The organism is Streptomyces sp. NPDC053560, assembly GCF_044544605.1.
Taxonomy (GTDB): domain Bacteria; phylum Actinomycetota; class Actinomycetes; order Streptomycetales; family Streptomycetaceae; genus Streptomyces.
In genome coordinates this window covers 98377-120777 of the sequence record NZ_JBITXI010000008.1, presented here as the reverse complement: position 1 = coordinate 120777, position 22401 = coordinate 98377, and the positions used below count along the sequence as shown (strand labels likewise).

The following is a 22401-nucleotide window of genomic DNA, read 5'->3' as shown; positions in this document are numbered from 1 at the left end:
ATTCCCCGTGGAATACGTATGCATTGATCTGACAGTCACGCCTCCTGCACTGTCAAGAGGTCGGCGAAGATCGATTGCAGACGTATGCTTGATCGGGTCGGACCACGAGGCCGGACCTGAGGGCCGCCACCCGCACCGTGGATACATACGTATACTCATGGCCGTGCGGACAGTGCGGCGGAACAGGGCGAGGGGATGAGTTCGGGTGGCGATCACGAGTCACGATGTGGCGAGGCTGGCGGGCGTCTCGCAGGCCACGGTGTCCCGTGCGCTCCGTGACGACCACCGGGTCTCCGCGGCCACCCGCGAGAAGGTCCGGCAGGCCGCGCAGGCGCTGAACTACTTCCCCAGCGAGGCAGGACGCACCCTGTCCACCCGCGCCACGCGCCGCATCGGGGTGATCGTCACCGATCTGACGAACCCGTTCTACCCGCATGTCGTCGCCCCGCTGCACGACGAGCTCCAGGCCCTCGGCTACCGCATGATGCTGATCACCGAGCGGTCCGACGAGGCGGTGGCGGGCGAGAAGCTCCTGGACCAGTCCCTGGACGGGGTGGTCCTGGCGACCGCGACCACCGAGTCCCGGCTGCCGGCCCAGCTGGACCGCCGCGACATCCCGTATGTGTTCCTCAACCGCGACACCGGACAGCCGGGCGGCTACGCGTCCGTCGTGGACAACGAGGGCGGCGGCCGGCTCGTCGCCGGCGTCCTCACCGAGCTGGGCCACCGCCGCATCGCCGGCATCTTCGGCTCGCCCAACACGACCACCGGCCGGGACCGCGAGCTCGGCTTCCGCCTGGCGCTGGCCGAAGCGGGCCTGGGCCTGCCGGACAGCCGGGTCGTCCGCGGGGCCTTCGAGTACGCGACGGGGTACGAAGCGCTCCCCCGGCTGCTGGACGCCGACGAGCCGCCCACCGCCGTCTTCTGCGGCAACGACGTGGTCGCCATCGGCGTGCTGAACGCGGCCATCGCGGCCGGGCTGCGGGTGCCGGACGACCTGACGGTGATCGGCTTCGACGACCTCCCGATGGCGGACTGGGAGGTGTTCCGCCTGACCACGGTCCGCCACGACCTGCGGGAACTGGCCCGCCAGGCGGCACGTCTGCTGGTGCGCCGGATCGCCGGGGAGGCCGACCCGGCCGGTGAACGCCTCGTCCTGCCGACCGAATTCGTCCCCCGGGCGACCCACGCGCGCCTGCACTGAACCGCTCGCCGGATCGCCGGTCAGCGCCGCTGCGCGGTCCCGTGCCGGGCGGCCGGGTCGTGGGCACCGTCGTCCGGCGGTCCCGCACCGTCGTTGTGGCCGGTGCCGCTGCCGTACTTGCGCTGGAGCCGCATGCCCATGGTGACGAGGACCGCGGCGAGGCCGAACGAGAGCCACAGTTCCAGGCGGTGCCCGGGCAGAACCGCCATGAGCACCAGCACTCCCGCGATGAACACGATGGTCGCCACGGTGAGGTACGGGAAGAGCCACATCCGCACCTCGGCGGGCTCCTCCTGCCGGCGCCGGGTGGCGTACTGGGTGACCGCGATGACCAGGTACATCATCAGGGCGATCGCGCCGCTGGACGCCAGCAGATACGTGAAGACCTGCGGCACGAGGTAGTTGGCGGTCACCGCGACGATGCCGACGACGGTGGAGGCGGCGACCGCGTTGCGGGGCACGCCACCGCGCGAGACCGTCGCGAAGGCCGCCGGGGCGTCCTTCCGCCTGGCGAGGGAGAAGGCCATGCGGGAGGCGGTGTAGATGGCCGAGTTCAGGCAGCTGCACACCGCGATGACGACCACCACGTCCATGATCTGGCGAGCGCCCGGGACGTTCATGCGCTCCAGGACGGCCTGGTAGGAGCCGGCGGCCAGCCCGTCGGCATTCCAGGGCACCAGGCTGACCACGAGGAAGATCGACCCGATGTAGAAGAGGCCGAGCCGCCAGACGACGGCCTTGATGGCCTTCTTGATGTTCTTCTTCGGTTCCTCCGACTCGGCGGCGGCGATGGTGACGATCTCGCTGCCCTGGAAACTGAACATCGCGGTGAGGAGGGCGGCGAGGACGGCGATGCCGCCCTTGGGCGCGAATCCGCCGTTGCTCCAGAGGTTCGACACCCCGCTGGTGCCGGAGCCGGGCAGCACGCCGAAGACCGCGAGGAGGCCGAGGACCAGGAAGCCCACGATCGCGATGACCTTCAGCAGCGCGAACCAGTACTCGAACTCACCGTAGTTCCGGACGGCGAGCAGGTTGGTGCCCGCCAGTACGGCGATGACCGCGAAGGTGGGGATCCAGGCCGGCACCCCGGCCATGCCGCCGAGGACCTCGCCCGCGGCGATGGCCTCGATGGGGATGACGAGGACGTAGAACCACCAGTAGAGCCAGCCGATGGAGAATCCCGCCCAGCGCCCCAGCGCCCGGTCGGCGTAGGTGGAGAAGGAGCCGGTGTCGGGGTTGGCGACGGCCATCTCGCCGAGCATCTGCATGACCAGGACCACCAGCGCGGCGGCGGCCAGGAACGCGAGGATGACGGCGGGGCCGGCGGTGGCGACGGCGGTGGACGAACCGACGAACAGGCCGGCTCCGATCACCCCGCCGATGGAGATCATGGTGATCTGGCGGCCCTTGAGCCCCTGGGTGAGTTCTGCTCTGCCGGGTTCGCCGGACGGCGGTGGGACGGGTGACTCGTGTGGCATGGGGTGGTCCTCGGGGAGTGTGACGGGCCCCGCCTCCCGGTTGCCGCGGAGGCGGGGCGGACGAGGCTACAGCTGCTCGCGCAGGGCCTCCGGGACGGAGTCGAAGGCACCCGAGTGCCGGCCGATCTCGTCGATGCGCAGGGTGGCGGTGGCGCCGTGCGCTGCCAGCCCCTCGAAGGCGGAGATCCGCTCGACGGCCGGGGCCAGCGCTGCCGTGCCCTCCTTGGCGGCCCGCTGGTAGGTCAGCGGCTTGAGGAAGCGGGAGACCGAGAGCCCGGCGTTGTAGCGGGCCGTCTTGCCGGTCGGCAGGACGTGGTTGGTGCCGGCGATGCCCTTGTCGGAGTACGCCACCGTGCTCCAGGGGCCGATGAAGAGCGAACCGTAGTTGGTCAGGTTGCGGAGGTAGAAGTCGTCGTCCTCGGTCTGGATCTCCAGGTGCTCGGGGCCGAGGATGTCGGAGACGGCGACGGCCTCGTCGGCGTTGCGTACGACGATGACGGAGCCGTAATCGCGCCAGGCGGCGCCGGCGATCTCCCGGGTGGTGAGGGTTTCGAGCTGCCGGTCGATCTCGGCGATGACCTTGCGGCCCAGTTCCTCGGAGGTGGTGATCAGCGCGGCCGGCGAGTTCGGCCCGTGCTCGGCCTGGCCGAGCAGGTCGGCGGCGACCCACGCCGGGTCGGCGGTGTCGTCCGCGATGGCGGCGACCTCGGAGGGGCCGGCCAGCAGGTCGATGCCGACCTGCCCGAAGAGCTGCCGCTTGGCCTCGGTGACGAAGGCGTTGCCGGCGCCGACGAGCATGTCGACGGGGGCCTCGCCGAGCAGCCCGAAGGCCATCGCGCCCAGGGCCTGCACGCCGCCGACCGCGAAGACCCGGTCGGCCTGCGAGAGGTACGCGCCGTACAGCACGGCGGGGTGGGCACCGTGCTCGCCCGAGGGCGGGGTGCACGCCACGACGGTGGGTACTCCGGCGGCCTTCGCCACGCCGACCGTCATGAAGGCGCTGGCCAGCAGGGGGAAGCGGCCGGCCGGGAGGTAGGCGCCGACCCGGGTGACGGGGACGTAACGCTGGCCGCCCCGCACTCCGGGGGCGAGCTCGATCTCGAAGTCGGTCAGGTGCTCGCGCTGAGCGGTGGCGAAGCGGTTCGTCCGCTCGTAGCCCATTTCGAGCGCGGTGCGGACGTCGGGCGGGAGCGCGTCGCCGGACTTCTTCAGCTCCTCGGCGCCGATCTCCAGCTCCCCGGACCAGCCGTCGAGCTCCTCGGCGTAGGCGCGTACGGCGTCGAGGCCCTTGCGCTCGATGGTGGAGAGCATCTCCGAGACGCGCTCGACGACCTTGGGGTCGCGCTGCGCGGGAGGGCCGTCGACGGCCGGCTTCTTGAGCCACTGGAACGGGGCGAGTGCTTGCGCTTCGTCGTGCGTGATCTGCATGTCAGGGACGGTAGACGCGGCTGTGTCACAGGACTAGAGGAGTGATTCCTGGGCTTCCCACAGGTTTACCCTATGGCTCTTTCCTATGGCTCTTTCCTATGGTTCCGGCGTCACCCGCTGCGCCTCGTCACGAAGCTCGCGGATGGTGTCCTCGGCGAGGCGGGCGAGCTCGCGGGTGGCCCGGGACAGCGGGTGGCCCCGCCTTCTGACCAGGGCGATGGTGTCGTACAGCGGCTCGGCGAAGGGCGCGGTGTGCAGCCCGGCCGGGAAGCCGGGGCTGTTGATCACCGCACGGCTGGTGATGGTGTCGCCCACCCCGGCGGCGGCGAGGTTCAGCGCCGCTTCCACGCGTTCCAGCTCCATCAGCGGTTCCACCCGGACGCCGGCCAGCTGGGCGCGCTCGGCGATCTGCCGCCGGGTCGGGTCCTGCCAGCCGTAGTGGGCGTCGTACAGCACGAGGGGCGCCGCGGCGAAGGCCTCGATGGTCACAGGCGCCGCGGCGCGTTCCGGGTCCGCGGTGACGTAGAAGACCTCGTCCCGCATGAGCGGCCGTACGACCAGGCCCTCGTCGTCGATCGGCAGCACCACCAGGCCCGCCTCGATCTTCCCTGCGGCGACGGCGTGTGCGGTCTCGGCGGAGTTCTGGCCGACGAGCCGTACGCGGACGGCGGGGTACCGGGCGTGGAAGGTCTGCGCGAGGTTGGCGAGGAGGTAGTAGTCGGCGTTGCGCAGGACGCCGAACGTGGCGGTGCCGCCGCCCAGCGAGCCGAGGGACCGCACCGCCTTCACTCCGCTGTCCGCCGCCCGCAGCGTCTCCTGTGCGTAGGGCAGCAGCTCGCGCCCGGCCGCGGTGAGGGCGAGCCGGCGGCTGCCGCGGACGAACAGGACGGCGTCGAGTTCCTCCTCCAGACGGCGCACCAGCTCCGACACGGAGGCCTGCGCGATGTCCATGGCGGCCGCCGCGGCGGTGAAGGAACCGAGCCGCTCCGCCTCGGCGAAAGCACGCAGCTGATTCAGCGTCATGATGTCGCCCGCCGGGCCGGAAGGTGCAGCTCGGCGGGGGTGCGGGGACGGTGGTGACCGTCCGGTGCGACGGCCGCACCGCAGGGTGTTTCTGTACGCATGCGCGGCACTATAGGACAACCCCGTGCACCCGCCCCGGGCGCCCGACGGTGCTCCCTGCAGGCGGCCCTGCTCGCGCTCGTTCCACAACAGCCGGCCGAGGTAGGGCGAGCCGACCCTCGACGCGGCGCTCGCGCTGGGCAGCCAGCCGGTCGGGGCCACCGCGGGACGCGGCCAGCAGAGCGTGTCCAGCTACCTGGTGGCGAAGGACGCCGAGGTCGTCGCCACCGTGGCCGAGCCCGACATGGAGAAGCTCGCCATGCTCCAACCAAGCTGGACACCATCGACGGCGAAGCTGTTCTTCGGCACGCTCGGCAGTCAGGCCGACGGCAGGAAGGCGTACGGCGAGGCCCGGAAGGTCGCGAACTTCACGAAGCTGAAGGCGGAGCGGGAGAAGCACACCGTGGTGAGCAAGGGTTCGGCCGTGGAACAGCTCCGGCGGGCCGATCGCCGCGCGTGCCGTGCTCGGCGACGTGACGCGGGCTCTCGCCGGCCGAGTGGATGCCTGATGGGCCCCGGTGGCGCGCCGCTCCGCGCCACCGGGCTCACCGGCTGCCGGACGGGCCCCCGGCGGCGCCCGCGCGGTCCGGGCCGGTCACTCCGTCGGTCAGCCAGATCCCGTCGGGCGAGCCGAACCACGGCTGCGCGCCGCGGCCGTCGTAGATCACCTCGCCGCGGCGTACGGTGACGTCCGGGCGACCGGTGAAGGTCCAGCCCTCGTAGGCCGACCAGCCGCACTTGGACCGGATGTGTTCCCCGGACAGGAACCAGGTGCGTTCGGCGTCGAAGAGCACGAAGTCGGCGTCCAGCCCCGGGACGATGCGCCCCTTGCGCCCGGCCAGGCCGAACAGGTCGGCGGGCGTTGCGGAGGCCAGCCGGGCGACCCGCAGCAGTGCTTCGTCGGCCGTCAGCCCCGGGTGGCGGCGTCGCATACCGGTGTGGACGGCGGTCAGCAGCTCCTGCGTGCCGGGCAGTCCCGGCGGTGCGTCCGGCACCGCCCGTACCTTCTCCTCGATGGTGTGCGGCGCGTGGTCGCTGCCGATCGTGGCGACGCCGCCGGCCATCAGCGCCGCCCACAGCCGGTCCTGGTCGTGGGACGTGCGGAGGGCCGGGCTGAGCCGCAGCCGTGCGCCCAGCCGCCGGGTGTCGGACGCGGAGAACGACAGGTGGTGTGCGGTGACTTCATGGGTGAGGGGCAGTGCGGCAGCGGCCGCGGCACGCAGCAGGTCGGACTCCTCGGCGGAGGAGACGTGCACGACGTGCGCCGCGGTGCCGTGCTTGCGCACCAGCTCGATGACGCGGGCCGCGGCCACGATTCCGCCGCTGCGCGGCCGGCGGGACTCGTAGGACTCGTAGCTGTCCGGCGGGGCCAGAAATGCGTCGAGCAGGGTGAACACGCCGTCGTCCTCGGCGTGCAGGACCAGGCGGAGACCCCGCTCGGCGGCGATGGCGAAGATCCTGTCCAGGGTCTCCGGGGCGCGGATGACGTGTGGTGCGGTGTGGTGCCCGGTCATGAACACCTTCACCGAGGTCGCGTGCCGAGGGGTGAGGTGCCGGAGGTGGTCGACGGTCGCCTCGGTCACTCCGAAGTGGAAGCGGTAGTCCACCAGGGAGGTGCCGTCGATGAGCGCGGCCTTCCCGGCGGCCTGCTCCGGATCGGTCAGCGGGGGTTCGGTGTTGGGCATGTCGATGACGGTGGTCACGCCCCCTGCCGCCGCCGCCCGGCTGCCGTGCTCCCAGTCCTCCTTGTGCGTCAGGCCGGGGGTGCGGAAGTGCACATGCGAGTCGATCACACCGGGCAGCAGGTGGCGGCCCGCGGCGTCCAGTACGGACCGCGCGGCGGTCCGTGCGTCCGGTGCGGTCAGCGCGGTGATGCGGCCGCCGTCGACCGCCACGCCGGCGTGGAGCACACCGTCCGGGGTGACCACCCGCGCGTTGCGCACCAGGAGGTCGTGGCCCCCGTTCGCGGCGGCGTCGCCGCCCCTGGTCAGGCGGTCAGCGGCCGGCATACCGGGTCCTCCTGGGGGTCGAAGTCGCACAGCGAGGTGATGCGGGCGCTGCCGGTCAGGTGGGCGAGCTTACGGCTGACGCTGACCCACTGGAGCGCGAGGGACTCGTTGTCCTCGCCGGGTGCCTGGTCGGCCGCGGGCACGACGGCCGCCGTGGCGGCGGTGGATCCGCTCGGGGTGTCGATCTCGATGGCGCCGCGGGGACAGCCCGCTTCCGTGGCCAGCCGGTGCGGAACGGTACCGGCGATGGTGGTCGCGGCGGCCAGGCAGGTGGCCCCGGTCAGCGCGACGCTGGGGTGCCAACCGGGTACGGAGACGGCCCGGACGGCCAGCCTGCCCGACTCGTAACCTCCCACCGCCGCGATCTTGGGGAAGGCCCCGCCGCCGGGCAGGCCGAGCAGTTCGGTGGCGGCGGTGCGGATGTCCTGCAGCCGGCCGAAGACCTGCTCCCCCGCCGCGAACAACGCTTCCTTGCTGGTCAGGCCGAGCGAGCGCGCATCGACGAAGACATACGGATTACCCACCGCGACGAGCGAGGCATCGTGCACACCGGCCCGGGTCAGCAGCTGGTCGATGGTGCGGCCCGTGAGGAGGAGCCGGGTGAGCGGCAGCGCGGTGTCCTGGACGAAGTGCACGGTAAAACTGCCGCTGTGGCGGCGTACCTCGTCCACCTCGCACACCACGTGGTCACCGTTGTTGAGTACGCGGACGCGTACGCGGCCGCCGGGTGCCAGCCGCGGCAGCCAGCCGCGTTCCTCCGCCGCGACGATGGACGCGAGGATGGAGTGGCCGCAGTTGCCCCGGAAGTCGAACCGGTCCAATCCGCCGGGGAGCGCCTGGACGAAGCGGTAGTCCAGGTCGAAGAGCGGGTGCTCCGAGGGGTTCACCAGCGCCATCTTGAGCACATGTCCCCGGCCGGTGTCGGTCAGCCACTCCCTTACGGTGGTCAGCGCGGGCCGCAGCACGTCCTCGTTCCGCGGCAGCCGGGCGGCGTCCAGCACCACGGTCGGGCACGGTGCGCCCTCCGCCTGCGCGATGTGCGCGGTCATCGGGCTCCCCACGGCACCACCACCGCCGCTTTCCGGCAGGCCGGTGGCGGCGGGGCAGAACTGCTCCAGCCACAGCTCGTGCACCAGCAACGACCAGATGGCCAGTGCGGCGGTGTCATTGGGCGTATCGGCCTGCTGCTTGAACAGCCCGGCCACCCGTTGTGGGTCCAACTGGCCGCGGCGGCGCAGCCGTTCGCCGGTGAGGAGCTCCCGCGCGTACTCCATCAGCGCCTCGCCCGGCCGCAGCATGGCGGTGACCGGGAGGGTGAAGGGCTGCTTGGGCCGGCGGAGCACGGAGTCGGGCAGCCGGCCGGCGGCCGCCCCGTAGAGCACCTTCTTGCCCTGCTCCCCCGCCACCTTCAGCGCCTGCGGCAGGGTACGCGCGTACCGGAGGAGGGACGGCTGGCAGAACGGCAGCCGCACCTCGACCGAGGCCGACATCGACAGGTGGTCCACGCGGCGCAGGTGGTAGGCCGGCATCCGGGAGGCGATCTCGAAGTCCGTGAGCGTCCGCAGCCGGCCGGTGCCGGCGGAGCGCAGCCGCTCGGCGATGCCGTCGGCCACGGAGCCCTCCTGCCGCACGAACGCGCGGTAGTCCTCGGTGTAGAGCGATTCGCGCAGCGCGCGGGGCACGGCGGCCAGCGCCTCGACGTACGGTTCCACCCAGTCGGTACCTGACGGTGCGTCGACCGCGGTCCTCATCCGGCCGTAGCCGCCGAAGAGTTCGTCCGCCGCGTCACCGGTGAGCGCCACCTTGAAGCCGGCGTCCCGCACCGCACGGAACAACGCGTAGGTGCTGAGCGTGATCGGGTCGGCGTTGGGCTGGCCCAGGTGCCAGATGACGTCCGGGAGCAGGCCGGGGAAGTCCGCCGGGTCGATCTCCACCTGGTGGTGGCGGGTGCCGCAGCGTTCGGCGACCTCGCGGGCGAAGTCCCGTTCGTCGTAGGGCCAGGTGCCGCGGTAGGCGATGTTGAAGGTGTGCAGGTCGGCGACCTTCTCCGCGGCCAGCGCGGTGACGAGGCCGGAGTCGAGTCCGCCGCTGGTGACCGCGGAGACCGGGACGTCGGCGCGGGTGAGCCGGTGGACTTCGCGGCGCAGCAGGGCCAGCGTGCGTTCGGCGGCCTCCTCCGGGTCCGGCTGCGTGTCGTCCTCGTCCGGCGGCCCGGCGGCCGAGCGCCGGACGAGGCGGAGCCCGGCGGAGCGGGTGAAGCGGGCGGTGGTAGCGGGCGGCAGCACCTTGACCCCCTCGAACATGGTCTGTTCGCCGAAGGGGGTCTTGGTGGCGAGGTAGGCGTCCAGCCCCGGTTCCCAGGGGCGCGCGGCGACGGCGCGGAAGGCGAGCAGGGCGGGCAGCTCGGAGGAGAAGTGCAGGTGTCCGCGCGCCTGGTCCCAGTGGTAGTAGAGCGGCTTCATGCCGACGTCGTCGGTGACGAGCCAGAGGGTGGGTTCCGTACGCAGGTCGACGACCGCCACGGAGAACATGCCGTCGAGGTGTTCGGCGAAGGCGGGGCCGAACTCCTGGTACAGCGCCGGAATCACCGAACCGTCGCAGCGGTCGGCGAAGGTGTGGCCGCGGGCGGTGAGGAGGTCGCGCAGCTCGTCGTGGTTGTAGATCTCGCCGTTGAAGACGGCCACGATGCCCTCGCCCAAGGTGTAGGGCTGCTCACCTCCGTCGAGGTCCACAATGGCCAGCCGGTCGACGCCCAGGGCCCATCCGGCGCCGGTCGTACGGGTCTGCGCGTCGGGGCCGCCGTGCCGCTGGAGCGCGCCCACCGACCGGAGCTCGTGCGGTGTGGTCCGGGCGTCGAAGTGTCCGTAGATTCTGCACATGCGCGTGGATCACCGAACCTCGGTCGGGTGCCCCGCGGGACGACGCGACAACCGGCGGCCGCCCACTCTCCTCGCCGGAGAGCGCACACCGCGGTGGCGTTGGCTGCGTCTCCGGCTTTCAGGCTGGGCAGCCGGCCGGGTGCCCGCAATTCGTCACCGGGCGCGATGCGCCCCGCGGGCCGGCGGATCCTCGCTCCCCCAACAGATGCGGCGCCCGGCCGGCCTCACCCCGATTAGCCCATCCAGGTGAATTCGGCCGCGGTTCGGTGCCGTGCGGTGCCGTTGCCCCTCAGACGCTTCCCGCGGTGAGGCGGGCCGCGACGCAGGGCGGCAGGTTGGGGGCTGCCGTGGACGGCTCGATGTAGACCATGCCGTCCGCGACGAGGACCTCGTGCGTACGGACCGGACGCCGGGCCGGCGGCGCGTCGACGCTTCCGGTCCGGAGGTCGAACTTCGAGGAATGCAGGGGGCATTCCACCTCGCAGCCCTCCAGCCAGCCGTCGGCGAGCGAGGCGTCCTGGTGCGTGCAGGTGTCGTCGATGGCGAAGATCTCGCCGTCGTCGGTATGGAATACCGAGATGGGCGGATCGATGTCGAGCCGGAAGGCCTCGCCTCGGGGCAGGTCCACGAGACGGCACGCGGGAATCATCATGACACCTCGGTGCGTATAGTGAAACGGATTGCGTTCAGCGCAACAGCGCGATGCCAGTGTGCGGGCGGCTCCGAACCCGCGTCAAGGCGTTCAGCTCCCACGCCGGCGGGGGCTGTCGCGCCGCGCCGGCCTGTTCCTGGCCGCCCGGTTCGCGCAGCGCGTCCTCCGGCGACGGCGCGGCGGTCCGTGTGTCGTCACTCATGTCGCCCTCCATCTCAACAGGCGTGCCGGCTGCGCGAGCTCGGACGAGGTTGAGGGGCGCACGGCGCGCTGACAACGGGCGCAGGTGCTCGCCCGGTTCATGGACGCGGCCGACGCACGGACCGGGTGGAGGGGTTCACCCTGGATCGGCAACGGGCTGTGGTCGGCCTCCTCGCCGAGGTGGCACACGTAGTTGAGGATGCGGCGATGCTGCCTCAGCACGCGGCCCAGCTGCCAGATCGCGAAGATCCATCGTTTCGCTCGGGCGTCACGCCGTGGCGCCTGCTGCGACGGCCGTTCGGAAGCGTCACGGGCCCCCTGGACGATCACCTGCAGGGCCCGCCGGGCTCGCGTACGGCACCGGGGCGAGCAGTAGACGGAGTCGCGCCGCTGCCGCAGCCTGATCACGTTTCCGCAGACCGGGCACAAGCCGTGGAGGCAGTACTCAGTGAAGGTTCGCTGGCGAAAAAGCGGCCCTTGGCGCTCGACCCACGTGGCATCGGGGGAGCGTGTGGCTATCCCGGGCTCACGTGGTGCGTGCCTGTATGCGCCGTGTGCTCCCCCAGACCTTCATTCGACCGTGCACTCTCAGTATCGCGCTCGTGCCGACGGGGAAAGATCCGAACGGAGCCACCGTGGAGCGAGGCCACGGAAGCGGGTGGACCGAAGGCAGGACCTCCTGCTCCAGCGGCGCAGCGCAAGCACCGCTGTGGGCGCCGGACTGAGTGGGTCAACGCGTCGTATCGGGGTGGTTGGAATGTGCGCGCACGCGGTGGAGGAAGTCCGACGGCTCTACGACACGATGACTCCGGTCATCCTTGAAGGCCTTGGGCATACATACCAGGCGGGCACTCTTGTAACTGCTGGCGACAGCCCGGTACGCGAGACCAATCAGGCCATTGCCGACCGGGCGGGACTGTGCCCCGGGATGCGGGTGCTCGATGCCGGCTGCGGGGCATGCGGTCCGGCGGTTGACATCGCACGCCACGTGCCCGGGGTATCGATCGAGGCAGTCACCCTGTCGCCCGTGCAGGCCGAGGCTGGACGCGCGTATGTCGCAGCCTGTGGCTTTGGCGACCGTGTCCGCGTCACGGTGGGCGACTACCACCACCTCCCTTTTCCCGACGGCGCATTCGAGGCGGCCTACTTCGTGGAATCCGCTTGTTACTCCGCCGACCTGGAGTCCCTGTTCCGTGAGACGAGGCGGGTGCTCAAGCCCGACGGTTCCGTGTATGTGAAGGACCTCTTCCTGGAGGACAGGCCGCTGAGCCCGGTGGAGACTCAGGCGTTCGCGGAGCTGAACCAGGCTTATCGCAGCGAGATCCGCTCAACGGCCGACTACGTGCGTGCACTGCGCGTTGCCGGCTTCACTCGGATCCGAGTGGAAGACACGGGGCTCTACGGCAACACCGTGTTCAACGCGGCGATGGTGCGCAGAGAGGGGGACGGGCCGACCCTGACGTCATCCGGTGAGCCCGAACTTACTGCATTCGGCAGGGCGCATTGGTACCCCCTCGCCTTGCGGGGCGTCACGCCCGTCTATGTCACGGATATCCGCGCGGAGGCGCCCTGCAGCACGACGGTGGTGGAGGGATGACGGACACTCCCACGGACATGTCCATGGCCGAGGGCGCGGTCACGAGTCTCGCGAACCTTTCCCCCGAGGCGGCCGGACGCGCCGTGGCGATGGGCGTTGAGGGCGTGCGGGACCTGGTGGAATGCGTGACGGCCTACGCTCCGCTGTTTCACACACCTGTCTGCGACGAGGCGATGCTGACGACCACAGCGCTGGCACCGGCGGTCATGAGTCCGTGGCTCCCCCACGAGAAGCTGCGTACTACCAGCCGCACCACCTTGTGGGCACTGCGTGTTGACTGGGAGATCGACTACGCGGCGGACTCATACGAACACGTCATGGCAGTAGTGCACCGTTGCATGACGGCCGTGGAGGAGGGGCACTGCGCCCCGAACGACCGGCTGGCCGGGTTCCTTGTCGATCTCCGCGCCCGTCTGGCCGCCTCCTCGGCGTTCCCCCAGCTCGGCTCAGCCTGGTCACAGGCGTTGCGGCGAGGGCTGGAGGCCATGGCACGGGAGTGGAAATGGCGAACTGCCCAGTCGGCCTCGAAGCGTGGTGCTCGGCTGCCGACCTTGGAGCAGTACCTCGATAATGCAGACAGTGTCCTGGTCGTCTTTCTCGCCCTTTCGCACTGGATCTCCACCGATGAACCCGGATTGATCCAGAACATCGACGTGCTGATGGCGGCGGCGTACGAAGTGCAGCGGGCAGCGCGCCTGGTGAACGACTTTGCCACCTGCGACCGCGATCGGGCCTGGAAGGACCTCAATGCCCTTCTGCTGCCGGGCGTCACCCAGGATGACGTGGCCCGACGCCTCGGCCACCTGCACGCTCACTGTGCCGAGTTGCTGCAGCCGCTGATCGACACGGGCATACGTCAGGCCGTCTACCTCGACCGGTTTCTGAAGTTCATGACGCACTTCCATACCGTTACCGACGCATACGCCATCACCACCACGGAGCCAGAGCGATGAAGACGACTCTGTATGCGACCGACCGCAGGGGAAGGCGTGCGGCGTGCGTGGGGTGAGCACCATCGCAGAGCGCGCCGTGGCACGCAGGACCGATGTCACGCGGCTTCCGCGCCACATCGGAATCATCCCGGACGGAAACCGGACCTGGGCCCGGAAGCAGAAGAAGCAGAAGTCGGACGGGTACCGGCCGGGGCTGGAGAAAACCTTTGAGGTGCTCGAATGGTGCGACGAGGCCGGGATCGAAGTCGTCACCTTTTACACCCTGTCTGCCGGGAACCTCCGTCGTACCACCCCCGAAGTGGAGTTACTGCTCGCCCACGCCGGACGCATGGCCCAGGGGCTGGCCGATATGGAGCGCTGGCAGATCAAGCTCGTGGGTGCGCTCGACCTCTTGCCCACCGAGAGCAGAGTCCTCTTCAAAAAGGCGGCCCAGAGAACCGATGCCTGCATCGGCATGACCGTCAACCTCGCCGTGGGCTATACCGGACGTCTGGAAATCGTGCGCGCAGTCCAGGACTTCCTCCGCAGTCCAGCCCTCCGGCATCAGACAGATCCCACGGCGATCGCCGATATGCTGACCGCGGAATCCCTCGGGGAACAGCTCGCCACACACGGCCAGCCCGACCCGGACCTGGTGATCCGTACTTCCGGCGAGCAACGCCTGTCCGGGTTTCTCACCTGGCAGGCCGACCAGGCCGAGCTCTATTTCTGCCCGAGGTGCTGGCCTGCCTTCCGCAAGGTCGACTTCCTCCGAGCGCTCCGCTCCTACACGACCCGTCAACGCCGCTTCGGCCGCTGACTCCCAGGCGCCCACAACGCAGCTCCCACACCCGCTCGGCGACCAGCGCGCCGAGCGCGGCCCCGGCCGGGTCGACGTCGCCGAGCCGCGGGTCCTGGGGCATCAGGCCATCTCCCCGGCGAGCTCCTGGCGGACCAGAACGACGCCGTGCCTTGCGGCCGGCGGCCCTGCCGGCCCGCAGTGCGCGCCCGCTACCTGGTCAGCGCGGCTTCCACGCCAGCCCGGAGGTTGTCGGGTGCGGGTCACACCCGGGTCAAGTGGTAGGCCGGTGCCGGTCACGCAGCCGTCGATCAGGTGTGGAGCCTGCTGGAGCGCGCGCATGCCCTTGCGGATGGCATCCTCCAGCTGGCCGCGGTCGGTGAACACAACATTGGCAGTGACGGGGTGGTGATGCCCGTGGTCGCGGCTGTCGTACACGGCCGCTGCAACATCGTCGCAGTTCAGGCGTTTGTCCTTCGAGACCACCACCTGAGCGGACGCCAGATCGACGGCGACGTCTGTCAGTGACCGTCGCCGGATGCGACGGTGAGACGCCTGGCGAAGGTCCGGTCCTACCGCCGCCCTTCGGTTCGAAGACTCCATTTTGGGTGGCGGCGATGACGTGCTTGGCGTCGAAGGTTGTGCGGGCCTGCGGCTGCCCGCCGGGAACCGTCGAGGGCGTGGAAGTCGAGGTCGCCGCCGACCGACTTGTCCCTCCAGGTCTTGCCGGCGCCGATGCTCTCGATGAGGCCGAAGTTGCTGGGTCGTCGTCTCCGGGCGCCAAATGACCGCTGGCCACGAAGGTGCTGGCCCCGGTCACGGTGAAGCCCATGTAGTCGCCATTGCGCTCGCCAACGAGCTGCGGGTCACCGTGCTTACCCGGCGGTGTAGATGCCCTGGTGAGTAGCTACGAAGAGCTTGCCGCGCATGTTCATGGGAGGGTCCTGATGACCGTGTGGCCGACAGGGACCGATGCGCAGCGAGCCGGTGCCGGCAGGGATGACGGACCGGTGGCAGCGGGGATGAGGGCGAGAGCGACGGGCCGGCCGCGGGCCCCAACTGCAAAGGCCCGCGGCCGACCCGTGAACCGCTTGGTCAGAGCCGATCGAGGATCTTGTTCAGCTGCTCGACCTCGGTGGACTGGGCCTTGACCACGTCATCGGCGAGCTTCTTCGCCGTGGTGTTCTTGCCGTTCTTCTGCTCGTCCCTGGCCATATCGATCGCACCGTTGTGGTGGTCGATCATCATCTTGGCGAACATCTTGTCGAAGTCCGTGCCCTTAACGGCCTTGAGCTCCTTCATGTCCTTGTCGGACATCATCCCGGACATGCCGGAGTCCTCGGAGCTGCCGGAGCCGTGGTCCATCCCGGGCATGCTGCTGTGCTCCATGCCGCCGCTGGGCGACGTGGGCCTGCCCCACGCCTTGAGCCAGGACTCCATCTTCTCGATCTCGGGGCCCTGAGCCTTCTCGATCTCCCCGGCGAGGTCCTTGACCTCGGCGTCCTTGGCGCGGCCGTCGGCGAGCTGCGACATCTTCACGGCCTGCTCGTGGTGGGGGATCATCATCTGCGCGAACATCACGTCCGCGTCATTGAACGCGCCCGGTGCCGGGTTGCTCCCGGAGGTGGCACTCGCCGAGGGGCTCTTGCTCCCGTGGTCCATGCCGCTCATGTCGTCGTTGCCGCCGCAGGCGGCGAGGAGGAGCCCCGCGGCGGCGACGGTGCCGACCAGGGCGATACGGCGGGTTCGCGGACGGTGGATGCTTCGCTTGATGGCGTTCATGACAGGAAACCTCGTACTTGTCTGTCGTTGCGTAATGGGCGGCGAACGGGTGATGCGGGCAGCGGCAAGCGCCCGCGGTGCTGTTCGGCCTATATCCGCAGGACTGACAGGCGAGCGAGGACGGGTCTGCGCGGTGGCGGCTCGGGACGCAGGGCGGCCAGGAGACCGGCACGAAGCCGTACCAACCAGTCCGTCCTGCGGCGGAGCGCCGCCCAGAGGAGGCCGGTCAGGACCCACGTGCCGAGCACGGCCACACACAGCGAGGTCATGTCCATCGCCATGCCGGGGGCGTGCGAGGACGCCTTCGCGTCGTGCTCCGCGGCCTGCGAGGAAACGACGACTGTCGGTGTCGTCGCCGCATTCATGCCATGGTCCGCGTGGGTGCTCGCGACAGCACCGTGCGCGGCCGCTCCCCTCTCCAAGGGAGTACCGGTCCCGGAGGTGTCCTTCGGGTGTCCCAGCGTGTGCATCACGAAGATCCCCAGCGCGAGCACGACGACGAGCAGCAGATGCCCCCAGGCACCGGCCGCTTGCGTCTTCCGGCTCACACGCACAGATATGACCTCCACACCCGACCATACCGAAGGACTCCGGCCGGCTCCCTGCTGGTCACCAGGTGTGCCGGTGGAGAGGCCCAGGAGAGGGTCGAGGGCTTCGTCGGGAGTCGGGATGAGCAAGGCGGCTGAGCGCGCCGGTCGAGAGGAAAAAGGGTGCCGTGGGGGGGGCGGGCGCCTCCGTGCTCCTCGGCATCGTGGGCGGCCCGGTGCTCGAACTGCTCGGCGGGCCGCCCGGTGCTCGAACTGCTCGGCGGGCCGCCCGTCCGCTGAACTGGAGCTCCTCCCCGCACGAACCGCGTACTGCGCTCGCATAGTAGGCACTGGCCCGGGAAGGTGATCACGGTGGCCCTGGGGGCACTGGAGAACGACGTCATGCAGGCGTGCTGACGCGAGAAGCGACCGATGTCCGTGCGTCAGGTGCTGGACGTGCTGAACGAGAGCCGTCCGCGGCCGCTCGCGTACACAACGGTGATGACCGTCATGACCCGTCTTGCGGAGAAGGGTGTGCTCGACCGGTCGCGTCACGGCCGCGGGTACGAGTACACACCGGCCGTCGCCGACGAGGCTGCGCTCGCCGTACGAGAGGTGTTGCGCACGCACGGGGAGAACGCGGTCGCGCACTTCGCGGCCGAGGCTTCCCTCGATCCGGAGCTGGGTGAGCGGCTGCGTCGGTTGCTGGAGGAGACCCCGTGACGGACACACCGCCAGTGCGCTGCGGAGGGAACAGGGCGTTCTGACTGCTGGTCACCGTCGGGCTCTGCGCTGCGATCACCTTCGTCACATGCTGTCTCGTCATGGCTCTCGCCTGGCAGATCGCGCACCGCGGAGTGGATACGCCCCGCTCCGGCCCGTTCTTCCCGTTCTGGGCGGGAGCGGCACTGCTCGCGCTGTCCGTCGGTGGCTCCGCCCGCCCGACCGGACGGCTGCGGCAGGGGCTGCGCGCGAGCCGGCGACTGCGGCGCGAATTGCAGGAACGGGTCGCGGCGCGCACGCCGGACGAAGCCGGGGCGCTCAAGGCTGCGGTTCTCCGGGCGGGGATGCAGAGTGAAGTGGTCGTGTTCGACGCCGCGGCGCCGTGCGCGTTCACGTATGGCCTGCTGTGTCCCAGGGGGCCGTCAGCAGCGGCACGTTGAGGCGTACCACAGCGCAGGAGCTGAGCGCGGCGCTCGCCCATGAACAGGAACATGTGCGCGGCCGCGATCCGCTCAGGACCCTCAGCACCGACACGTCCGCGGCACGGTTCTTCGTGGCGCCGCTCCTCGCCCACCTGCGCGAGGCCTTCGCGACTCGGGAACTGGCAGCGGACCGTTGCGCGGTCTCACGCTGCGGCACTCGCGCGGTCGCGGGCGCACTGTCGCGGGCGCACTGATGAAGGTCGCCGACGCTCCGGGATGGACCGGCACCGCGCCCTCCGCGGCCATGGGCCCCAAGAGCCCCTCGAACTCGAAGTGCGTGTCGTTCAGCTGGAGTCGGGGAGTCCGCCACGCATGCCCTCACCGTCGAGACGGCGGTGGCGGTGTCTCTCTTCGGAGCCGCGCCGCCGATCAGGACGGTGCTGGACACCCGCCGATACCGGGATGCGCCCCTGGAGCCGCAGCGCCGGCTTGCCGTCGCGATCACGGATGCCGGGGCAGTGATGCCACTATCCGGAGTACCGGCCCAGACAGCCGATGAATGGCGAATGAATAACGCCGGCCGGTTCCCACCCGACCCGCCGCCCGCAATTCAGAGGATGCAGGTCCCTTTGATCGGAACCTGGGCGCGCAAGCACATGTGTCCACTTTCAGTCACTTCAATAGGCCAATTCACTCCCCGTTCACCGACTTCGTTGCGCAGCACCCCCGGCATGACGCTAGGATCACGGCATGGTCACGGCCCTCCGGAGTTCAGCGCTGCTTCGGGCCCGCCCTCAGATGGCGGGCCCGCTGCGAGTGTTCTGGCTGGCCGCACTCCTGCTGGGATTGCTGTATACGCACGGCGTGAGCGGCGAAAGCGCCGCAGCCCATGCCGCTCCCGGCGCCACTGCATCCGCATCGTCGACAGTGCCCGCCACGCAGGAGCCCGCCGCCTCGCACCACCACGATGGCGACTCTCATCACCACGATGGCGACGGTACGGGGCACACCGCGGACCACTGCGCGTCCGGCCAGCCCCCGCACGGCGCCGACCTGCCGACTCCTTGCATGACGCCGCTCGACGTCACGCCCGTCACGCATGTCCGCACCCTCGCCGCCGCCCGGACGACCGAGCTGGGCGCCGCGTCAGACGGGCCGAGGGATCCCGCCATTTTGCGGGTGTAGATTGTCTTTTTCGAACTGGTTCCCGGTTCTCGGGAGGAATCTCAGGCCGCCTCTTTGAGCTGCCTGCAGAATGCACCAGTTCCCGACGCCTATTCGGCCGCCTTTCTCCCCATGTAATCGATGGATAAAGACCGAGCGGCTGTCCGTCGGTCCCTTTCGTCGTCCCCGCTTGTCCCTGCCTGCCGCCGCCCGGATATCCGGTCGCGTGGTTACGTACGGAGTGCTGTGACACATCTCTCCCGCCGCCTTTCCTCCTTTCCCTTGCCTTCTCAACGGTCGGTTTCCTGTGCCGCGCGAGCGAATAGCCGAGCGTCCCGCATTGGGTTTCCTCAGCCGCAGCGACGACGACATCGGTGGGGAATCGTCCTGGGCGGATTGCTGCTTCTGCTGCTCGGCTGCCCGCTGGCCGCACACGGGGACAGCCACTCCCCTGCCCCACGGGAGGCGCTGACGGCACCGCCCGTGGAGGCGGCGGTCCCCGACGATCCGCACTCTCACCATGACCCGGCCTGCGGAGACCCTGCCCGCAGCCGGACGGGGACACCGCTCGGACCGACGGCTCACCCCACGCCGCCTTGTCCGCCCTTCTCAAGCGCCGTCGCGTTCCCTGCCCACCAACTGGCGCGTGATCATATACCGCCCGCTCCGTACGCATCCGTGACCGGGCAGAGAGCCCTCGCTCAGGTCTGCCGGTGGCTCATCTAGATCCCGCTGCCGCGTGCCGCGCGTATCGCCACGTGCCGCACGCGAATGAGCTGCCCGCACACTCGTACAGCGACTGAAGGCACATCTCATGAACTCGCAATCCCCCACACTTTCCGCTCCGACCCGTCCCGCTGCCGCCGGGCCGCGCCTCCACCCCTCCTCCCACACCACCCCGGGCTTGGCGGGACTGGTCGGCAACACACCGGTACTGCACGTCTCCGAACCACTGACCCCGTCCGGCCGCGGTTTCTGGGCCAAGTTGGAAGGCTTCAACCCGGGCGGGATCAAGGACCGGCCCGGCCTCCACATGGTCGAGCGGGCACGCGCCCGCGGTGAACTGCTCCCGGGCGGTCGGATCATCGAATCGACCAGCGGCACGCTCGGGCTGGGCCTGGCCCTGGCCGGCATGACCTACAGGCATCCGGTGACGCTGGTGACCGACCCGGGGCTGGAGCCGTCGATGACACGGCTGCTGACCGCCTACGGAGCCCAGGTCGACATCGTCTCCGAACCGCACCCGACCGGCGGCTGGCAGCAGGCCCGCCGCGACCGCGTCACCCAGCTGCTGGACCGGCACCCCGGTTCGTGGTGCCCCGACCAGTACAACAACCCCGACAACACCACGGCCTACACCCCGCTGGCCCTCGAACTCGCCGCCCAGCTGGGCCACATCGACGTCCTGGTGTGCAGCGTGGGCACCGGCGGCCACTCCGCGGGCATCTCCCGCGTCCTGCGCCAGCTCTACCCCGAGCTGCGCGTCATTGGCGTGGACACCATCGGGTCGACGATCTTCGGGCAGCCCGCCAGGGCCCGGCTGATGCGCGGTCTCGGATCGAGCATCTATCCGCGCAACGTCGCCTACGACGCCTTCAGCGAGGTGCACTGGGTGGCTCCGTCGGAGGCGGTGTGGACCTGCCGTCAGCTGGCCACGTCCCACTACGCCACCGGGGGCTGGAGCGTGGGTGCGGTCACGCTGGTCGCCGGCTGGCTGGCCCGCACCGAGCCCGTGGGCACCCGCATCGCCGCGGTCTTCCCGGACGGTCCGCAGCGTTACCTCGGCACCGTGTACGACGACGACTACTGCGCCGCGCACGGTCTGCTGGGCTCTTCGCCGGCCGCCGAACCGGAGGTGGTGGGCCGCCTGGACGAGAAGGAGGTCACGCGCTGGACGCGGTGCGCCGATGTGGTCGACCCGCTGACGCCGGCCGAAGCCGCGGGGCCCACCGACGTCGAGCTCGTCTCCGACAACACCCAGGAGGAGACCCGGTGAAGGGCACGTTCGCGCAGCTGCGCTCCTACGAACGCAGCGTTCAGCTGTTGATGGTGAACCAGTTCACCATCAACCTCGGCTTCTACATGCTCATGCCGTACCTGGCCGCGCACCTGTCCGGGACGCTCGGCCTGGCGGGCTGGTTGGTCGGCTTCGTCCTGGGCGTACGGAACTTCAGCCAGCAGGGGATGTTCCTGGTCGGCGGGACGCTGGCCGACCGGTTCGGCTACAAGCCGCTGATCGTCGCCGGCTGTGTGCTGCGGACCCTGGGCTTCGCCACGCTCGCGCTGGTGGACTCGCTGCCCGCGCTGGTGGCGGCCTCCGCCGCCACCGGTTTCGCCGGCGCGTTGTTCAACCCGGCCGTCCGGGCCTACCTGGCCGCCGACGCCGGGGAACGCCGGGTGGAGGCGTTCGCGCTGTTCAACGTCTTCTACCAGGCGGGCATTCTGCTCGGCCCACTGGTGGGCATGGTGCTGACCGGCGTCGACTTCCGAGTTACCTGCCTGGTCTCGGCGGTCATCTTCGCTCTGCTGAGCATCGTGCAGATCAGGGCACTGCCCGCCCGCCGGGCCGACGACGCGGGCAAGCAGCAGGGCGGCAAGCGCGAGAGCGTGCTGTCCGAGTGGCGTTCGGTGGTGGCCAACCCGCCGTTCCTGCTCTTCTCGGTCGCCATGATCGGCTCGTACGTGCTGTCCTTCCAGGTCTACCTGTCCCTGCCGCTGGAGGTACGACGGCTCGGTGGTGACGGCGAGGCCGGCACGGCGGCGGTAGCACTGCTCTTCGCCGTCTCCGGACTGAGCACCATCCTGCTGCAGACCAGGGTGACGGCCTGCTGCAAGGCCCGAATGGCCCCCGGGCGCGCACTCACCTGGGGCCTGGCCCTCATGGGGCTCGCGTTCCTGCCGCTCCTGGCGGCCACCGCCCTGCCCGTGCCGGAGGCAGGCATCGGCCGGTGGCTGCTGGCGGCCGTCCCGCCGGCGCTCGCCGCACTGCTGCTCGCGCTGGGCACGATGGTCGCGTACCCCTTCGAGATGGACACCATCGTCCGGCTCTCCGGCGACCGCCTCGTGGCCACCCACTACGGGCTCTACAACACCATCTGCGGTGTCGGCATCACGCTCGGAAACCTGCTCACCGGCGCTGCCCTCGACGCCGCCCGGGCCGCAGGGATGTCCGCGCTGCCGTGGCTCGTACTGCTGGCCCTCGGCCTCGCCTGCGCCTCCGCCCTCTTCGGACTGCACCGCACCGGCCGCCTCGCGGCACCGGCCACGCCTGAACCGCAGCCCGTGACGGTCTGAGCCGACCGGCCCCATGACGGAGGGACGGGCGACCCGGCATCGCCCGCCCCTCCCCGGCCGTGCCCACCTCCAGGAGCGTTCGATGCCTGCATCCACCCTCTCGGGACCGGGCTCCTTCCGACTGCGCCCCCTCCGAGGGGTCCGCTAGGCCATTTTGTTTGGATCAACCGGTCGTTGGTCCGGATGTG

The 22401-nt window shown here is 70.2% G+C and carries 20 protein-coding genes; 10 read left to right on the top strand and 10 right to left on the bottom strand.

Features of this window, described 5'->3' with window-relative positions; genetic code table 11:
- Nucleotides 1–205: 205 nt before the first annotated feature.
- Complete coding sequence (locus ACIGQF_RS20265) at nt 206–1204, top strand: LacI family DNA-binding transcriptional regulator (RefSeq protein ID WP_399711865.1); 999 nt, start codon at nt 206–208, stop codon at nt 1202–1204.
- Between the two features lie 20 nt (nt 1205–1224).
- Here the strand turns inward: ACIGQF_RS20265 and ACIGQF_RS20260 are convergent, their stop codons facing one another.
- The 7 genes from ACIGQF_RS20260 to ACIGQF_RS20230 form a co-directional block, all read right to left on the bottom strand.
- Nucleotides 1225–2682 carry an amino acid permease gene (locus tag ACIGQF_RS20260; protein WP_399711863.1) on the bottom strand — a complete coding sequence of 486 codons (1458 nt, stop codon included), beginning with the start codon at nt 2680–2682 and terminating at the stop codon, nt 1225–1227.
- A 66-nt stretch (nt 2683–2748) separates the two neighbouring features.
- Nucleotides 2749–4110 (bottom strand): histidinol dehydrogenase, encoded by a 1362-nt coding sequence (gene hisD, locus ACIGQF_RS20255; protein WP_399711861.1) that lies wholly within the window; start codon nt 4108–4110, stop codon nt 2749–2751.
- 96 nt (nt 4111–4206) lie between these two features.
- Nucleotides 4207–5133: a LysR family transcriptional regulator gene (locus ACIGQF_RS20250; protein ID WP_399711859.1), complete on the bottom strand. Its 927-nt coding sequence runs from the start codon at nt 5131–5133 to the stop codon at nt 4207–4209.
- Between the two features lie 644 nt (nt 5134–5777).
- Nucleotides 5778–7241 (bottom strand): dihydroorotase family protein, encoded by a 1464-nt coding sequence (locus tag ACIGQF_RS20245; RefSeq protein WP_399711858.1) that lies wholly within the window; start codon nt 7239–7241, stop codon nt 5778–5780.
- Nucleotides 7220–10120, bottom strand: coding sequence for an asparagine synthase (glutamine-hydrolyzing) (asnB, locus tag ACIGQF_RS20240; protein WP_399711856.1), 2901 nt, complete (start codon nt 10118–10120; stop codon nt 7220–7222). Before asnB ends, ACIGQF_RS20245 begins: the two co-directional genes overlap by 22 nt.
- A 289-nt stretch (nt 10121–10409) precedes the next feature.
- Entirely contained in the window at nt 10410–10772 is a 363-nt protein-coding gene (locus tag ACIGQF_RS20235; protein ID WP_399711854.1) for a bifunctional 3-phenylpropionate/cinnamic acid dioxygenase ferredoxin subunit, read from the bottom strand.
- Nucleotides 10773–10806: 34 nt separating this feature from the next.
- Nucleotides 10807–10974 (bottom strand): hypothetical protein, encoded by a 168-nt coding sequence (locus tag ACIGQF_RS20230; RefSeq protein WP_399711852.1) that lies wholly within the window; start codon nt 10972–10974, stop codon nt 10807–10809.
- A gap of 756 nt (nt 10975–11730) precedes the next feature.
- Between ACIGQF_RS20230 and ACIGQF_RS20225 the strand changes: the two genes are divergently transcribed.
- From ACIGQF_RS20225 to uppS, 3 genes are read left to right on the top strand one after another with little or no spacing between them, the layout of a single operon-like run.
- Nucleotides 11731–12570: a methyltransferase domain-containing protein gene (locus tag ACIGQF_RS20225; RefSeq protein WP_399711850.1), complete on the top strand. Its 840-nt coding sequence runs from the start codon at nt 11731–11733 to the stop codon at nt 12568–12570.
- 17 nt (nt 12571–12587) lie between these two features.
- Nucleotides 12588–13523: a hypothetical protein gene (locus ACIGQF_RS20220; RefSeq protein ID WP_399711848.1), complete on the top strand. Its 936-nt coding sequence runs from the start codon at nt 12588–12590 to the stop codon at nt 13521–13523.
- A gap of 52 nt (nt 13524–13575) precedes the next feature.
- Nucleotides 13576–14322 (top strand): polyprenyl diphosphate synthase, encoded by a 747-nt coding sequence (gene uppS, locus ACIGQF_RS20215; protein WP_399711846.1) that lies wholly within the window; start codon nt 13576–13578, stop codon nt 14320–14322.
- Between the two features lie 102 nt (nt 14323–14424).
- Here uppS and ACIGQF_RS20210 read toward each other — a convergent pair whose 3' ends face one another.
- From ACIGQF_RS20210 to ACIGQF_RS20200, 3 genes are all read right to left on the bottom strand, one after another.
- Complete coding sequence (locus tag ACIGQF_RS20210; RefSeq protein WP_399711844.1) at nt 14425–14787, bottom strand: hypothetical protein; 363 nt, start codon at nt 14785–14787, stop codon at nt 14425–14427.
- 609 nt (nt 14788–15396) lie between these two features.
- The gene (locus ACIGQF_RS20205) at nt 15397–16083 is read right to left on the bottom strand and encodes a DUF305 domain-containing protein (RefSeq protein WP_399711842.1); all 687 of its coding nucleotides are present in this window, start codon (nt 16081–16083) and stop codon (nt 15397–15399) included.
- A gap of 89 nt (nt 16084–16172) precedes the next feature.
- Nucleotides 16173–16631: a hypothetical protein gene (locus ACIGQF_RS20200; RefSeq protein WP_399711839.1), complete on the bottom strand. Its 459-nt coding sequence runs from the start codon at nt 16629–16631 to the stop codon at nt 16173–16175.
- A 411-nt stretch (nt 16632–17042) separates the two neighbouring features.
- On the opposite strand from ACIGQF_RS20200, the gene ACIGQF_RS20195 reads away from it, so the two are divergent.
- From ACIGQF_RS20195 to ACIGQF_RS20170, 6 genes are all read left to right on the top strand, one after another.
- A complete protein-coding gene (locus ACIGQF_RS20195) occupies nt 17043–17333 on the top strand; it encodes a BlaI/MecI/CopY family transcriptional regulator (protein WP_399711837.1) in 291 nt (96 codons plus the stop codon).
- A gap of 101 nt (nt 17334–17434) precedes the next feature.
- Nucleotides 17435–17773: a hypothetical protein gene (locus tag ACIGQF_RS20190; protein ID WP_399711835.1), complete on the top strand. Its 339-nt coding sequence runs from the start codon at nt 17435–17437 to the stop codon at nt 17771–17773.
- Nucleotides 17770–18009, top strand: coding sequence for a hypothetical protein (locus tag ACIGQF_RS20185; protein WP_399711833.1), 240 nt, complete (start codon nt 17770–17772; stop codon nt 18007–18009). Before ACIGQF_RS20190 ends, ACIGQF_RS20185 begins: the two co-directional genes overlap by 4 nt.
- A 496-nt stretch (nt 18010–18505) precedes the next feature.
- Nucleotides 18506–18940 (top strand): DUF6153 family protein, encoded by a 435-nt coding sequence (locus tag ACIGQF_RS20180; RefSeq protein WP_399711831.1) that lies wholly within the window; start codon nt 18506–18508, stop codon nt 18938–18940.
- Nucleotides 18941–19733: 793 nt separating this feature from the next.
- Nucleotides 19734–20915, top strand: coding sequence for a PLP-dependent cysteine synthase family protein (locus ACIGQF_RS20175; RefSeq protein WP_399711829.1), 1182 nt, complete (start codon nt 19734–19736; stop codon nt 20913–20915).
- Nucleotides 20912–22213 carry an MDR family MFS transporter gene (locus tag ACIGQF_RS20170; RefSeq protein WP_399711827.1) on the top strand — a complete coding sequence of 434 codons (1302 nt, stop codon included), beginning with the start codon at nt 20912–20914 and terminating at the stop codon, nt 22211–22213. The genes ACIGQF_RS20175 and ACIGQF_RS20170 overlap by 4 nt, the downstream gene beginning before the upstream one ends.
- The last annotated feature ends 188 nt before the right edge of the window (nt 22214–22401 follow it).